The sequence below is a fragment of the Pedobacter borealis DSM 19626 genome (assembly GCF_000708285.2).
In the GTDB taxonomy this organism is placed as follows: domain Bacteria; phylum Bacteroidota; class Bacteroidia; order Sphingobacteriales; family Sphingobacteriaceae; genus Pedobacter; species Pedobacter borealis.
In genome coordinates this window covers 14,588-30,139 of the sequence record NZ_JAUG01000060.1, presented here as the reverse complement: position 1 = coordinate 30,139, position 15,552 = coordinate 14,588, and the positions used below count along the sequence as shown (strand labels likewise).

Below are 15,552 nucleotides of genomic sequence, written 5' to 3'. Positions count from 1 at the left end.
GGTTACTATGTTAATACTGTTGGGCAATATGCAAACGAAACTGTTATCATGAAGTATATTCAAAATCAGGGAACCGAACCTACAACTTATAAGATGTTGCATAGAAATCAGCTCAGTTTAGAATTTTAGTTAAGCGATACCCCGATAGCTCTGCTTCGGGGTCATTCATTGCTTTAATGATTCAACTTTATTTCCTGCGTCCAAAATTTAATGATTTTGAAGATGCTTAAAACAACAAAAAATATGAAAGTTATTAAAATAGGAGCGGCGCTGAGTTTGCTGCTCATCCTTAACATATTCACATTACAGGCTTCTCCTTTGAAAGGACTAATCATTACAGCTTCATCACCCGTGGTTCCTGTTTTAAAAGGGATGGATTCAAACCCACTTTTGCGTGTACTGATTTATATCCCTGCTGGTGAAAAAGAGATTACATTTAAAAAAATAGCTGCCAGGCTCAATCCCGCAGGATTGCAGTCTATCGAAAAGATTGATGTTTATTTTACGGATCAGGAACCACTTTTTGCGGCAAAAAATAAACTGACTACAATTAATCCAGGTACTGCGAATATAGGTTTTGAGCTGAACGTTAACCTTAAGCCCGGTATGCATTACATTTGGTTTAGTGCTAAACTTAAAGATCAGGCCGATATCGATTCGAAAATTGAATTTCATGTGAACCAGATCGAAGACGCAAATGCTAAAAAATATCTGGTTGTTGAAGAGGGGCAAGGTTTTGTTAAAAGATTGGGTATCGCAGTAAAAAAAGCAGGTGAAAACGGCATTAATACCTTTCGGATTCCCGGGATTGCGACAACAGACAAAGGTTCGTTAATTACCGTTTACGATATCCGTTATAAAAACTCAGGAGATCTGCCCGGCAATATCGATGTAGGTATGAGCAGAAGCACCGATGGCGGTAAAAGCTGGGAGCCAATGAAAGTAATCATGGATATGGGAGAACCGAACGAGAATAATGGGGTGGGCGATCCGGCAGTACTTTTTGATCCCATTACAAAAAAAATCTGGGTAGCAGCACTGTGGAGTAAGGGAAACCGATCAATAGCAGGATCAAAACCGGGCTTGTCAGAAGATGTTACCGGACAGTTGGTACTGGTAAGTAGCGATGATGATGGATTAACCTGGTCGGTACCAAAAAGTATTACCAAAAATGTTAAAGATCCGGCCTGGAACCTGTTTTTTAACGGTCCGGGCAGCGGGATCGCTATGGAAGATGGTAAACTGGTTTTTGCCGCGCAATATTGGGATGAAAATGCTATGCCGCATTCTACATTGGTATATAGCGCCGATCATGGACTCAGCTGGAAAACAGAAGATGGACCTAAGCCAAACACAACCGAAAGCCAGATTATAGAAACCATGCCGGGTGTTTTAATGCTGAATATGCGCGATAACCGCGGAAGTTTTAGAAGTGTAGCCACAACAGCTGATATGGGGAAAAACTGGGTTGAGCACCATACCTCATACAATGCACTTCAAGATCCGGTTTGTATGGCCAGTTTTATCAAAGCAAAGGTGATGGTAAAAGGCAGGCAAAAAGAAGTGGTGTTTTTTGGGAACGACAATACGCAGGCCAATCGTTACAACTTAACCATAAAAGCCAGTTTAGATCTGGGAGAAAGCTGGAACAAGAAAAATGAACTTTTGGTTGATGATAGAAAATTTTATGGTTATTCTTCATTAACAAAGATTGATGATCAGACTATTGGCTTCTTCTATGAAGGCTTGAAAGATTTATATTTTGTCCGTATTCCGGTAAGTGAAATCGTAAAATAAACCTTATGAAAGCTTTTTTCGGGTTAATAACAGGATTGACCTTTTTGGTTAGCAGCTACAGCTGTGCGCAAAAAATAAAAGTTGCCTGTATCGGAAATTCTGTAACCGCGGGTTATTTATTAGCCAAGCCACAACAAGAATCTTACCCGGCGCAATTGCAACAGCTCTTGGGCAATCGGTATTTGGTAGGCAATTTCGGGCATAACGGAGCTACCTTGTTGAAAAAAGGCCATAATCCTTATTTTAAAACCAAAGAATTTAACGAGGCGTTAAACTTTTGTGCCGATATGGCCATTATTCACCTCGGATTAAATGATACCGATCCACGTAACTGGCCAAATTATAAAGGTGATTTTCAAGCTGATTATCAGTGGCTGATAGATAGTCTGAAAAAAGTAAATCCTAAACTTAAAATTTATATCTGCAAACTAAGCCCAATTTTTAGCGGCCATCCAAGATTTAAGTCAGGAACACGTGATTGGTATTGGCAGATACAGGATAAAATTGAACTGGTTGCAAAGGTAAATGGGTTTGAACTGATCGACCTCAATACCACACTAAATAACCGCCCAGAGCTTTTTGCCGATAACCTACATCCTGATGTTAAAGGTGCTGGAATTATTGCGAAAACAGTGTACGGGCATGTTACTGGAAATTTTGGTGGTTTTAAACTGAATACACTCTTTACCGAGCACATGGTTTTGCAACGCGATCAGCCAATCCCAATTTATGGAACGGCCAATGCAGGTGATTTGATTGAAGTTCAGTTTAACCATATTACACAACGAGTAATAACCGATCGCCGTGGCAAGTGGAAAGTCTTTTTTAAACCGATGAAATTTGGCGGACCTTATGCGCTTAAAGTTAAGGCCGATCAGCATACCGTTTTAATAAAAGATGTGATGATTGGCGATGTTTGGTTGTGTTCAGGGCAATCGAATATGGCTTTTCCGTTAAAATCATCAGTGACCGCTCAGGCTACTTTAAGCCATTTAAACAAAAATCTTTCCATTAGATTGTTGAAGTATAATCTTTTGGCGGAAACAGACAACATCAACTGGGAGGAAAAAACATTAAACCAGGTAAATGAACTCAATTATTTCTACGGAACTTGGGCGAAACCAGATGAAAATACGGTCAGTAATTTTTCGGCCGTTGCTTATTATTTTGGAGAAAAAGTTGTCTCGAGTACCCAAATCCCAATTGGGCTCATTCAAATGGCAGTTGGTGGTTCAACACTCGAATCGTGGATGGACCGAAAAACATTAGAACACGACGATTTGCTGGTTGATCTGTTAGCTAACTGGCGGAAATCGGATTTTATGCAGGATTGGGCACGTGGCAGGGCAGATGTAAACCTAAAAAATGCCGTGAATCCTAAACAGCGGCACCCTTATGAGCCAGCCTATAATTATGAAGCTGGTATTTCAAATTTAATTGGCTTTCCGATAAAAGGTGTGATTTGGTACCAGGGAGAAAGTAATGCGCATAACGTTGAGCTCTATTACCACGAATTTCCGTTATTGGTTAAAAGCTGGCGTGAAAAATGGAATTACAATTTTCCTTTTTATTATGTTCAACTCTCTTCGATCGATCGGCCTTCCTGGCCATATTTTAGAGATGCGCAGCGGAAATTGCAAGCAGTTGTTCCCAATTCGGGCATGGCAGTAAGTTCCGATTTGGGCGATTCGTTAAATGTTCATCCTACACATAAAAAAGAGATCGGCGAACGCCTGGCTTTACTCGCTTTAAAAAACACTTATCATAAAAATATCTCAGCAAGTGGACCTGTAACAATAAAAGCCGTACGAAAGCATAATACCATTGTTGTCAACTTTAGTCATGCCAGAAAATTGATGTCAAGCGATGACTCAGATTTAAAAGGTTTTGAAGTAGTGGATGATAAGGGAAAGCACTTTCCTGTTAAGGCAACCATCTTTAATAACGAGGTACATTTAATTGTTCCTGCTCAACTCAAAATAAAGCAGGTTTTATATGCCTGGCAAGCTTTTACCAAGGCAAATTTAATTAATGAAGCCAAACTGCCTGCTTCAACATTTTCCATTTCCATAAATTAAATAAATATGAGTTATACTCGGGAAGAACTGCAAAAACTTGCTTCTTTTTATAAAAACCAGTTGTTAAATAATACCGTCCCATTTTGGTTTCCGAGATCGATTGATCAGGAACATGGCGGTTATCTGCTCATGCGAGATAGGGGCGGGAGTTTAATTGATGATGATAAAGCGGTATGGATTCAAGGGCGTGCCTCATGGTTACTATCCACCCTTTGTAATACCATTGAACCGAAACAAGAATGGCTTGATGGGGCAAAATCTGGAATAGATTTCTTAAATAACCATTGTTTTGATATTGATGGGCAGATGTTTTTTCACGTAACCCGTAATGGGCAGCCGATTCGCAAAAGACGCTATTATTTTTCTGAAACTTTTGCAGTGATTGCAAATGCGGCCTATGCCAAAGCCAGCGGTGATGAAATTGCAGCTGAAAAAGCAAGGTATTTATTTGGAAAGTGTATCGAATACGCCACCACGCTAGGTTTATTGCCTGCAAAGTTTACAGGCACGCGCCCAGCAAAAGGCATAGGTGTACCCATGATCATGATGAATAACGCACAGCAGTTAAGGGAAACCATTGGCGATCCACGTTGTGATGAATGGATTTCGACCTGGATTGAAGAAATCAGGAACGATTTTGTGAAAGATGATATACAATGTGTGATGGAGCAGGTAGCGCCAGATGGTTCGATAATCGATCATATTGATGGAAGAACTTTAAACCCCGGTCATGCTATAGAAGGGGCTTGGTTTATCTTACATGAAGCAAAGTATCGTAATAACGATCCCGACCTAATTAAATTGGGCTGTAAAATGCTCGATTATATGTGGGCGCGTGGCTGGGATAAAGAGCATGGGGGAATTTTGTATTTTAAAGATGTATACAATAAACCTGTTCAGGAATATTGGTAGGATATGAAATTCTGGTGGCCACAGAACGAAACGATTATTGCTACATTGTTGGCCTATACTTTAACTGGCGATGAAAAGTACGCCCGCTGGCATAAAATGGTTCATGACTATGCTTATGATAAATTCCATGATCAAGAACATGGCGAATGGTTTGGTTATCTGCACCGCGATGGCACGGTTGCACAAACAGCGAAAGGAAATCTGTTTAAGGGACCTTTTCATTTACCAAGACAGGAATGGTATTGTGCGCAATTGCTGGAAAAGCTAGGTTATTGAAAAATAAAAAAGCCATCTATTACTGATGGCTTTTTCGTTCGATTCTTTTGTTGTACTCGGGGCGGGAATCGAACCCGCACGCCTTTGAAAGCACAGGATTTTAAGTCCTGCGTGTCTACCAGTTCCACCACCCGAGCATTAGCCTGTTCCGAAATCCTTCGGTAGGTTAACTTTAAAATAAATGCCTTCTGGTAGGAAGGCATTTAGAGCGAAAGACGAGATTCGAACTCGCGACCCCGACCTTGGCAAGGTCGTGCTCTACCAACTGAGCTACTTTCGCAAATTAATACATAGTGTTGTATTCCTTTGGGGTTGCAAATATAGGAATTAAAGTTTTTAAAGCAAAAAAATAAAATAAATTTTTCGGATGAAATTCTTAATGCTTAAAAATCAATAGAATAAATTTCTGAAAATTAGGGTTTGTAAGGTTTTTTTGTTTTGGGGCTTAATGTAGGCCTTCTGGGATGTCGAACTTTTCAAGTTTATGTTTGTTAGCTAATGGATTATCTATTCTAATAGCGTTTGTAATCGTTGCTTGTGCCAAATAAAAAGGTTTATAAACTTTAATTGATCACCATATGGATAAATTATGTAGAACATTAAAATAAATTAAACCACTAATCTGTGTTCTGGAAATTTAAATAATTGAATTTTTTCTGCTGTAAATAAAAAAAACCTTTCATTTATGAAAGGTTTTTGTTCGATTTTTTTGTGTACTCGGGGCGGGAATCGAACCCGCACGCCTTTGAAAGCACAGGATTTTAAGTCCTGCGTGTCTACCAGTTCCACCACCCGAGCATTAGCCGCTACCGATCTCCATCGGCTTGGTTAACTTTAAAATAAATGCCTTCTGGTAGGAAGGCATTTTGGAGCGAAAGACGAGATTCGAACTCGCGACCCCGACCTTGGCAAGGTCGTGCTCTACCAACTGAGCTACTTTCGCATGAACAAAACTGATGTTGTTGTTTCGTTTTGGTGATGCAAATATAGGCAGATTTATATTTCTGTCAAGAGATTTCTTGTTAAAAATTTAATATTTAATTTAAATTGCTGGCTTTCAGTACAAGTAAAATTAAATCAGTTTCAAAACCTTTTGCCTGAAGGTAGCTCATTAGCTTATTTTTTCTTTTAAACGGATCATTTTCGTTCAAACTCTCCACTTTTTTGATGGCTAATTTTTCTATAGTTTGTAAATAATCATCATCATCAAGGCTGTAAATTGCCTTTTGTAAGATTTTGTCGGGCACACCCTTTAATTTCAAACCCTGTTTAATTTTAACACGTCCCCAATGTTTGATGTTAAATTTGCCCGATGCATAACTTTTAGCAAACCTTTCTTCATTTAAAAAATTATTCAAAATCAGTTCGCTTATAATTTCTTCCAGCTCATCGCCACGCATTCCCCATTCTACCAGCTTATACCGCGCTTCCTTTTGCGAGCGCTCCTGGTAAACACAAAAATGTTCCGCTTTTACCAGCGCCTGTTTTTTATCTAATAATACTGCCTCTTGTTTACCGCTTTTCATAATTATTTACTGAAATTCGTAAAAATAATAGCGATTACCGTATTTTTCTGAATATAATAGCATGCAAAATCCAATATACACCATTGCCAAAATAGCCGAAATTTTAAATGCCGATGCTAAATTAGTTGATGAACAGGTAATTATTCAATATTTGGTGATCGATAGCCGTTCGGTTTTGGTTCCGGAAAATTCTGTGTTTTTTGCCCTGTCTTCACACCGCGACGGACATGAATTTATTAGAGATGCTTATGCAAAGGAAATCAGGAATTTTGTAATTACCGAAGCGAAATACGTTAACGAATACCCCGACTGCAATTTTTTATTGGTAGATGATGCTTTGGCGTCGCTACAAAAACTTGCTATCGAACACCGGAATCAATTTGATTTAAGAACCATCGGTATTACGGGGAGTAATGGGAAAACAATTGTTAAAGAATGGCTGTATCAGCTCCTGGCTGCCGATTTTAATATTGTTAAAAGCCCAAAAAGTTATAATTCGCAGATCGGGGTGCCGCTTTCAGTATGGCAGATTGAGGGCGATCATACGCTGGGTATTTTTGAAGCTGGTATTTCCGCAGTTAATGAGATGCAATACTTGGCAGAAATTATCCGTCCCGAAATCGGAATACTAACCAATATCGGCGAGGCGCATGCTGAAGGATTCAGTTCTAAAAAAGAAAAATTAACAGAGAAACTGAAACTTTTTGCCGCTTCCGAATTGTTTATTTATTCACCTGAATATGTAAGTGAAATAAGCGTAAAAGAACTGCCTGGTAAAAAACAGTTTAGCTGGAGTAGTAAACAAGCGGCAGATCTTCAGGTTATTGCGGTTGAACCCATCGAAGGCAACTGCTACCTGAGGGCCATTTATCAAAATAGGGAAATTGAATGCATTTTGCCTTTTAAAGATAAAGCTTCGATAGAAAATGGAATGATCTGCTGGGCAACCTTACTGGCTTTAGGCTATACGCCAGAGCAGGCCGATTTACGTTTGGAAAAATTGAGTCATGTGAGCATGCGTTTAGAGCTGAAAAATGGGATTAACCAATGTTCCATTATCGACGATTCTTACAGTGCCGATATTTCTTCGTTGGCCATTGCGCTGGATTTTTTAAATCAACAGAATCAGCACGCAAAGAAAACTGTTATTCTTTCCGAATTATTTGAAACGGGGAGGGCGGATTTGGATTTATATACGGAGATTTCCGAATTGCTTTTACAGAAGAAGGTAAACCGCCTGATTGGAATTGGGACTCATATTTCTAAGTACGCTGATCTTTTTAAGTTTGAGACGCAGTTTTTCGACGATACCAATGCCTTTATCGATGCTTTTCCTGGTTTACAGTTTAACCACGAAACGATATTGGTAAAAGGGGCCAGACGGTTCGAATTTGGTCGGATCAGTAAACTCCTTACCCAGAAAATACACGATACGGTTTTAGAAATCGACCTGAACGCCATGGTTGGTAATCTGCAATTTTACCGATCTAAAATCAAACCAGGTGTTAAAATTATGGCTATGGTTAAGGCCTTTTCGTACGGAAGCGGAAGTTTTGAAATTGCCAATTTATTGCAGTTTCATAAGGTAGATTATCTGGCGGTAGCTTATACCGATGAAGGTATCGCTTTGCGGAAAGCGGGAATCACTCTGCCGATTATGGTGATGAGTCCTGAAGAATCGGCTTTCGAAGCCATCATTAAACACAAACTCGAGCCCGAAATTTACAGTATAGAAATTCTGAATAGTTTTTTAAATGTGCTGTCTGATTATGATTTCGATTATCCGATCCACATTAAAATAGATAGCGGCATGCATCGTTTGGGCTTTGACCAGTCGGAAATCGATCCATTATCCAATCTACTTAAAGACTCGGCGAGGGTGAAGGTTCAAAGTATTTTTTCTCACCTGGTGGCAAGCGATGCAGCAGAGCATGATGGATTTACGCAACAGCAGATCGCACGGTTTAAAATTATCGCCAACCAGTTGGTCGAAATTTTAGGTTACAAGCCATTGCTCCATATATCCAATACTTCGGGCATTTCGCGTTGGCCAGAAGGGCAAATGGACATGGTTCGTTTGGGCATAGGCCTGTATGGTTTCGACGCTGCATTGCTGAATAACCGGGGTTTGCAAACCGTAATGGTGCTTAAAACTACGGTTACCCAAGTGAAGACATTGGCTCCGGGTGAAACTGTAGGCTATAGCAGGAGGGGAATAATGCCAAATGGTGGAAAAATAGCGACAGTAAAAATAGGCTATGCCGACGGCTATGCCAGGTATTTTGGCAATGGAGTGGGTAAAATGCTTATAAATGGCCACTTGGTACCAACAATTGGTTCAATTTGTATGGACATGACTATGTTGGATATTACAGGCATTGATGTGAAGCCTGGTGATGAAGCTATTGTTTTTAATAAGGAGCACACCATTATGCAGCTGGCCGAAGATATCGGCACCATTCCTTATGAAATTCTGACCAATATCTCGCAAAGGGTTAAACGTGTTTATTTTTATGAGTAAGATAGGTGCTAAATTGTTTATTTGATATATTGTTGGTTGTACAGCAGTAACAATTGAGCCATTAAACAATATCACAATTCTAACCATTTAACCATATTTTTCCTAAGTTTGCACCATGAATAAAGTCGGGAAAGCTATTTTAAATTATTTGATTAAAGGTTTATTAATTGTTGTGCCCATTGCCGTAAGTATTTTTATTGTGGTTTGGGCAGTTACAACTGTAGATAGCTGGTTGAATGTAAACAATATTTTGGGCGTAAATCCAAGTACAGGCGAAAGCCGGAATATCCCTGGTTTAGGTTTGTTAACGGTTTTAGCCCTCATTTTACTAGCCGGTATCTTTGTAACCAATATGGTAACCGAGCCCATGTACAATTGGTTTCAGCGGATTATGCAGCGGCTACCCTTACTTAATTTTATCTATTCTTCTATAAAAGATTTAACAGAAGCTTTTGTAGGTGATGAGAAGAAATTTAACCACCCGGTGCTGGTAGAAGTGGAGGGAGGCCTAAAAAAGATTGGATTTTTAACGCAGAACGATCTGCATAAACTCAATTTGCCCGAAGAAGTAGCCGTATATTTTCCACTTTCTTATTCTTTTGCAGGTCAGCTTTGTATTGTAAGAAGAGATAAAGTGACTGATTTGCATATGACAGCAGCTGATGCCATGAAACTGGTGGTTAGCGGTGGTGTAAGCGGACTTTAAACATTTCTAAATGATTACGATTTATCACAATAACAGATGTACTAAAAGCCGTTGTGCTTTAGATGAACTCGAAAAAAGCGGAAAAGATTTCGAGGTAGTTTATTATCTGGAAACCCCACCAAACAAATCCGAGCTACAATCTATTATTCAAAAACTGGGGATTAAACCATTAGAATTGATCCGTAAAGGTGAAAAGGTTTTTACTGAAAACTATAAAGGAAAAATCTTAACTGATGAAGAATGGATTGATGCCATGGTTGCACATCCAATTTTAATCGAAAGACCGATTATCATCTCGGGAGATAAAGCTGTAATTGCCAGACCAACCGAAAAGATAAAAGAGATTTTGGGATAAATTAATATCGAGTTATCGTCATGCTGAACTTGTTTCAGCATCTTCCTTAGTTAACTCTAGTCGTAGCGTCCCGCTACGAGATAAAATAATTCTGTAATACTAAGTTTAATTTTCTCGTGTCTTAGCCAGATGCTAAGACCAGATTGCGTTTTAGGTTAAATCTATATCGAGTTATCGTCATGCTGAACTTGTTTCAGCATCTTCTTTAGCTAACAGACCCTGAAATAAATTCAGGGTGACGACTAGTTAATAAGGTGATCATGCGGCTTCGTAATGACGATTTTCGAATAAAAAAAAGCGCTAAAAAATATTCTTGAAACTAAACAGAAAGAATATTACAATGATAAAGCCAACAAGAAGTCTCGAATAGTATTCCCTGATAAAAAGCCCGCATAAAATCAGTTTATCGTCGTCTACATTGCTATGTAACATGCCATTTCCGCTTGAAGCATTGAATAAAACCTGTTTATCCTGATGGTCGTTTAACGACCACCTGCTTAACCAGCTATTTTGAAAGCTCCAGTCAAAAGTATCGCCAGAGGCAAATACAATTTTTGCTTTAAAACGAAGCCAGTCGTAAGTAATTATAGCTAAAACCTCATTCTGATTGTTCAGTAATTTAGTTTCAGGTTTGGAAAACCCTTCGCTTTTTAGTAGATAAATGCCTGTCTGGGTAGTGGCTATTGCCGAATTTTTCAACGAACTAAAATTTAATGAAAATCTTAGTTGTGCATTGTTAAATACTTGATAATTGCTATCAAATAAACCTTTTCTCCAATTTAATATCTGTTCCATCTCACAAAAGGATTAAATCTGCCACTAATGACGGTTAATTGATACCGTTATAATTGGTATAATACAGGCGAAAAGTACAATAGCACGTTTGTTGTAAATTTGTTTAATAAATAAACCGGCAATAATCAACAATTCATTGTCTGTATCAGAAGAGATAGCACCACAATTATTGCTTGCACTATAGGCAATATGTGTGTCTTTATAGTTGCTTAGTGTCCACTGCGCTTGCCGCCATACCCCAGTTGATTTCCATTCGTACTGTTCGCCTGATTTTAAACTGATTACTGCCTTCGATTTCCAGCTGTCGTAAGTGATTACCGCAACCAGTTCATTTGTTTTTCTGTCGATTACATTAGTTTTTGATTGCCAGAAGCCCACATTCGAGAAGAAATAATTTTTATCTTCAAACATACTTTCCGCATCGCTTCTCCAGGTTTTGAAAGTGACAATCCCTTTTTGAATACCATCTGCAAAAAGCTGGATGTTTCCGCTAAGCCAATTACTTTTCCAATTGATTAATTTCGACATTTAGATACGTTTTATTTTAGATGATGGTTTTCTTCAGTTGTTACAATAAATGAAGACATAAAAAAAGTGCTTATTGTTTGTAAGCACTTTTTCAGTTGACAGTTTCCAGTTTTCAGTTTCCAGTTAACCGGTTTAAACAATTAACCAGTTAGCCATCTTGAACTGACTAATGAACCAATGGCAAATGAACCATTGAACCAGCCTAAAAATTCGGTTTAAGCACATATTTATCGTAGAAACGGAAAATGTGCTCTGCAGCTTCTTCTGCGGTATCTACCAACCTGAAAAGGTTTAAATCTTCTTCATGGATGTTGTGTTCTTTCTGCAACATCGTTCCTTTAATCCAATCAATTAATCCACCCCAATAATCAACACCCACCAATACGATTGGGAAACGTGCAATTTTTCCGGTCTGGATTAAGGTTAAAGCTTCAAAAAGTTCATCCATGGTGCCAAAACCACCAGGTAAAACCACAAAACCCTGGCTATATTTCATGAACATTACTTTGCGTACAAAGAAATAATCAAACTCCAGCAATTTATTATGATCGATATATTTATTGTGGAACTGCTCAAAAGGCAACTCGATGTTTAAACCTACCGATTTACCCCCATTGGTGTGGGCACCTTTATTACCGGCCTCCATAATACCAGGACCACCACCAGTAATTACACCATAACCACGATCGGTTAATAATTTACCGCACTGCTCTGCCAATTGGTAATATCTATGCGTTTGAGCTGTACGGGCCGAACCATAAATGGTAACACATGGACCAATTTTAGCCAGTTTTTCAAAACCGTCTACAAATTCGGCCATGATTTTAAAAATTTGCCAAGAGTCTGTTACTTTAATTTCTTGCCAGTCTTTGTTTTCAAAAGCGCTTCTAATTTTTTCTTCACTCGTCATATACTGTTATTCTAATATTAAAATCTGGTTTGCGCATCAGTTTTTTTACTGATGAACAACAAGCCTATAAATGTGATTAAACCGTTAATCAAAATCAGTTCAACACTAAAAACGTAACCGCCCAATAAAGTGGTAGAATACGTGGAAAGCAAGTAACATAAAAAAGGTGATAATAAACAAACTATCGGAACTAATTTATCGTGAAGACCCCGTTTTTTTACAAATAATCCAAAACTATATAGACCTAAAAGCGGTCCGTAGGTGTAAGAGGCAATGGTAAAAATTAAACTGACCACCGATGAGCTGTTCAGTGCATTGATGACGATGATCACCAAAAACATCAGAATAGAAAATGCCACGTGTACGGTATGGCGTTTTTTTACGGCGTCTTTGGCATTTACATTTTCCGCCTTAGCCATGCCTAAAAAGTCGACACAAAAGGATGTGGTTAAAGCTGTAAGTGCAGAGTCGGTAGTGGCAAAGGTTGCTGCAGTTAGGCCCAGCATGAATATAATTGCAGGTACAGCGCCAAGGTTGTTTAAAGCAATTTCAGGGAACAATAAATCTGTTCTTGGTTTCCCGGTAATGTGATCTAATGGAATATCGATGCCGTTTTTTGCGGCGAAAATGTATAACAAGGCGCCCACACTCAAAAAGAAAACATTCAGGATTACGAATACCCCTGTAAAAGTAAACATGTTTTTTTGTGCCTCTTTGATGGTGCCCATGCTTAGGTTTTTCTGCATCAGATCCTGATCTAGACCCGTCATGGCGATGGTAACGAAAATACCGCCGATAAACTGTTTGCTGAAGTAGAATTTATTGGTTAGGAAATCGTTTAGAAAGAATATTTTCGAGTAACTGCTGGTTTTTATGGTCTCGAATGCCTGTGGAATATTGAAATCGAGACTGTTGCAAATAAAATAAATAGTCAGAAAAACCGAAAGCACCAGGAAAAAAGTTTGCAGTGTATCGGTAATGATAATGGTTTTTAATCCACCTTTAAAGGTGTACGACCAGATCAATGCCAACGAAATTAAAACCGTTAACCAGAACGGAACGCCATAATTGTCGAATATAAAACGCTGTAAAACAATCACTACGAGGTATAATCTTGTTGCTGATCCCAACGTGCGGCTCAATAAAAATATCGATGCTGCCGTTTTGTAACTATAATGCCCCAACCTCTTTTCGATGTAGCTATAAATGGATGTTAAATTCATCCGGTAATAAAGTGGAAGCAGAACTGTGGCGATGATGATAAAACCAACTGCATTGCCCAGAACGAACTGGAAATATTGAAACTGGTTCCCGCTGGGGGCGCCAACTTCTCCGGGCACTGATATAAAAGTAACACCCGAAAGTGCGGTTCCTATCATCCCAAAGGCAACCAAATACCATTTAGAATTCCGGTTGGCGACAAAGAAAGTAGAATTATCAGATGATTTTTTTGAGGTTACGAATGAAATAATAATCAGCAGTAAAAAATAACCGATCAGAAAACATAAGAGAATGGTTGGAGACATAGTTTTGTGTTAAGCTGATAAATGTAAGAAATTCGGATTTAATGTCAATAGGTTTGCTATTTGGTTGATGGCCTATGGTTCAATAGTTAATAGCCGATTAGCATAAGCATGGCGCTCTAAAGCAAGCAGACTATCGAACTAATAAGCGATTTAACCATAAACAACTAAACCATCAACCATGGACTATCAAACCATTGACCAATAAACAACTGAACTAGGCCTATTGAACTAACAAACCATTTTACCTATTTTTGTAATATGAATTTTTCATCCAAGCTGCTCGAAGATGCGGTAAACGAATTCTCGAAACTTCCTGGTGTAGGGCAAAAAACAGCTTTACGTTTGGTATTACATCTTTTAAACAAAGAGCAGGAGGAGGTAAACCAGTTTGGCAATACTTTTATAAAACTTAAGCAGCATATTAAACATTGCAGCACTTGCCATAACATTTCCGATTATGTGGTATGTGAGATCTGTACTTCGCCAAAACGCGATAAAGAAACCATTTGTGTGGTTGAAGATACCCGCGATGTAATGGCGATCGAAAATACCGGTCAATATTTTGGGGTTTACCATGTTTTGGGAGGCTTAATTTCTCCCATGGATGGCGTTGGCCCTTCCGATCTGTTTATTGATGGACTAGTAGCCAGAATGGCAGCAGGAGGGATTAAAGAGGTGATTTTAGCATTGAGTCCGAATATGGAGGGCGATACCACATTGTTTTACCTGTACAAAAGATTAAAGGAGTTTAATGTTCCGGTAACGACCATTGCGCGGGGTATTGCTTTTGGCGGTGAGCTGGAATATACCGATGAAATTACATTGGGTAGATCGATTGTAACCCGCGTGCCTTACGAAACTGCAATGATGAAATAATGGTAAAGCATCTTTTCGTTTTCTTAGCCCTGGTTTTATCAGGATTATTTGCCAAAGCGCAGGTTAAGATACACTCCCATAATGATTATGCCCACGAAAAACCTTTTATTGATGCGGTTAATAATCGCGTTTTCTCTATTGAAGCAGATGTTTTTGTAGTTGGCGATTCGTTAATGGTGGCGCACAGTAAAAAAGAAACCAAAGCTGGTCATACCTTAGAACAAATGTATTTAAAACAGATTAAAACCTTATCGGCCGAAAAGGAATATTATACTTTCCAATTGATGATCGATGTTAAAGGTGACTGGGATTCGACATATCGCTTGTTGCGGGAAAATCTGAAAAAATACCAGAAATACTTTGACAGACAGGGGAGAAATACCGTTGTTGTGATTAGCGGCAACCGACCTGCTGCAAATACATTTCATAAATATACTCACCTATTTTTTGATGGCTTACCAAATGTAAACTACAGCCCGGAAGACCTGAAGAAAATAACCATGATCAGCGATAATTTTGCCACTTATTCTAAATGGAAAGGTATTGGTGAAATTTCGGAAGCTGATAAAGCTAAATTGATAGAACTGATTAACCACGCACATAAATTAGGTAAACCCTTTCGTTTTTGGGGCGCACCAGATAATCAGGCTTGCTGGAAATTACTACATGACTTAGGTGTAGATATTATTAATACAGACCAAGTTGCCACGGCCACAAACTACTTTAAAACAAACTAATGAAAGCAG

The 15,552-nt window shown here is 38.7% G+C and carries 12 protein-coding genes, 4 tRNA genes and 1 pseudogene; 8 read left to right on the top strand and 9 right to left on the bottom strand.

Annotated features, from left to right (window positions below):
* Window positions 1-243: 243 nt before the first annotated feature.
* The 3 genes and pseudogenes from AW17_RS15700 (at window position 244) to AW17_RS15690 (ending at window position 5,063) form a co-directional block, all read left to right on the top strand.
* Window positions 244-1,797 carry a sialidase family protein gene (locus AW17_RS15700; RefSeq protein ID WP_083488732.1) on the top strand — a complete coding sequence of 518 codons (1,554 nt, stop codon included), beginning with the start codon at window positions 244-246 and terminating at the stop codon, window positions 1,795-1,797.
* A 5-nt stretch (window positions 1,798-1,802) separates the two neighbouring features.
* Entirely contained in the window at window positions 1,803-3,875 is a 2,073-nt protein-coding gene (locus AW17_RS15695) for a GDSL-type esterase/lipase family protein (protein ID WP_029278030.1), read from the top strand.
* 6 nt (window positions 3,876-3,881) lie between these two features.
* Window positions 3,882-5,063, top strand: a pseudogene (locus AW17_RS15690) (AGE family epimerase/isomerase).
* A 53-nt stretch (window positions 5,064-5,116) separates the two neighbouring features.
* Here the strand turns inward: AW17_RS15690 and AW17_RS15685 are convergent.
* The 5 genes from AW17_RS15685 to AW17_RS15665 form a co-directional block, all read right to left on the bottom strand.
* A tRNA-Leu gene (locus AW17_RS15685) sits at window positions 5,117-5,200 on the bottom strand.
* A 70-nt stretch (window positions 5,201-5,270) separates the two neighbouring features.
* Window positions 5,271-5,343: transfer RNA gene (locus tag AW17_RS15680), tRNA-Gly, on the bottom strand.
* A gap of 434 nt (window positions 5,344-5,777) precedes the next feature.
* A tRNA-Leu gene (locus AW17_RS15675) sits at window positions 5,778-5,861 on the bottom strand.
* Window positions 5,862-5,930: 69 nt separating this feature from the next.
* A tRNA-Gly gene (locus AW17_RS15670) sits at window positions 5,931-6,006 on the bottom strand.
* 94 nt (window positions 6,007-6,100) lie between these two features.
* Window positions 6,101-6,589 carry a regulatory protein RecX gene (locus AW17_RS15665; RefSeq protein ID WP_029278028.1) on the bottom strand — a complete coding sequence of 163 codons (489 nt, stop codon included), beginning with the start codon at window positions 6,587-6,589 and terminating at the stop codon, window positions 6,101-6,103.
* A 61-nt stretch (window positions 6,590-6,650) separates the two neighbouring features.
* Here AW17_RS15665 and AW17_RS15660 point away from each other — a divergent pair, with 61 nt between their 5' ends.
* The 3 genes from AW17_RS15660 to arsC all read left to right on the top strand — a co-directional run bounded on the left by AW17_RS15660 (window position 6,651) and on the right by arsC (window position 10,171).
* Entirely contained in the window at window positions 6,651-9,110 is a 2,460-nt protein-coding gene (locus tag AW17_RS15660) for a bifunctional UDP-N-acetylmuramoyl-tripeptide:D-alanyl-D-alanine ligase/alanine racemase (RefSeq protein WP_029278026.1), read from the top strand.
* Between the two features lie 115 nt (window positions 9,111-9,225).
* Window positions 9,226-9,816, top strand: coding sequence for a DUF502 domain-containing protein (locus AW17_RS15655; protein ID WP_029278024.1), 591 nt, complete (start codon window positions 9,226-9,228; stop codon window positions 9,814-9,816).
* A gap of 10 nt (window positions 9,817-9,826) precedes the next feature.
* The gene (gene arsC, locus AW17_RS15650) at window positions 9,827-10,171 is read left to right on the top strand and encodes an arsenate reductase (glutaredoxin) (protein ID WP_029278023.1); all 345 of its coding nucleotides are present in this window, start codon (window positions 9,827-9,829) and stop codon (window positions 10,169-10,171) included.
* A 300-nt stretch (window positions 10,172-10,471) separates the two neighbouring features.
* Here the strand turns inward: arsC and AW17_RS15645 are convergent, their stop codons facing one another.
* The 4 genes from AW17_RS15645 to AW17_RS15630 form a co-directional block, all read right to left on the bottom strand.
* Window positions 10,472-10,966: a hypothetical protein gene (locus tag AW17_RS15645; protein ID WP_029278021.1), complete on the bottom strand. Its 495-nt coding sequence runs from the start codon at window positions 10,964-10,966 to the stop codon at window positions 10,472-10,474.
* A 24-nt stretch (window positions 10,967-10,990) separates the two neighbouring features.
* Window positions 10,991-11,494 (bottom strand): hypothetical protein, encoded by a 504-nt coding sequence (locus tag AW17_RS15640; RefSeq protein WP_029278020.1) that lies wholly within the window; start codon window positions 11,492-11,494, stop codon window positions 10,991-10,993.
* 202 nt (window positions 11,495-11,696) lie between these two features.
* The gene (locus AW17_RS15635) at window positions 11,697-12,404 is read right to left on the bottom strand and encodes an LOG family protein (RefSeq protein WP_029278019.1); all 708 of its coding nucleotides are present in this window, start codon (window positions 12,402-12,404) and stop codon (window positions 11,697-11,699) included.
* A gap of 17 nt (window positions 12,405-12,421) precedes the next feature.
* Window positions 12,422-13,930 carry a sodium:solute symporter gene (locus AW17_RS15630; protein WP_029278017.1) on the bottom strand — a complete coding sequence of 503 codons (1,509 nt, stop codon included), beginning with the start codon at window positions 13,928-13,930 and terminating at the stop codon, window positions 12,422-12,424.
* Between the two features lie 258 nt (window positions 13,931-14,188).
* Here AW17_RS15630 and recR point away from each other — a divergent pair, with 258 nt between their 5' ends.
* Complete coding sequence (gene recR / locus AW17_RS15625) at window positions 14,189-14,806, top strand: recombination mediator RecR (RefSeq protein ID WP_029278016.1); 618 nt, start codon at window positions 14,189-14,191, stop codon at window positions 14,804-14,806.
* Window positions 14,806-15,543, top strand: coding sequence for a PI-PLC domain-containing protein (locus AW17_RS15620; RefSeq protein ID WP_029278013.1), 738 nt, complete (start codon window positions 14,806-14,808; stop codon window positions 15,541-15,543). The genes recR and AW17_RS15620 overlap by 1 nt, the downstream gene beginning before the upstream one ends.
* Window positions 15,544-15,552: the final 9 nt, after the last annotated feature.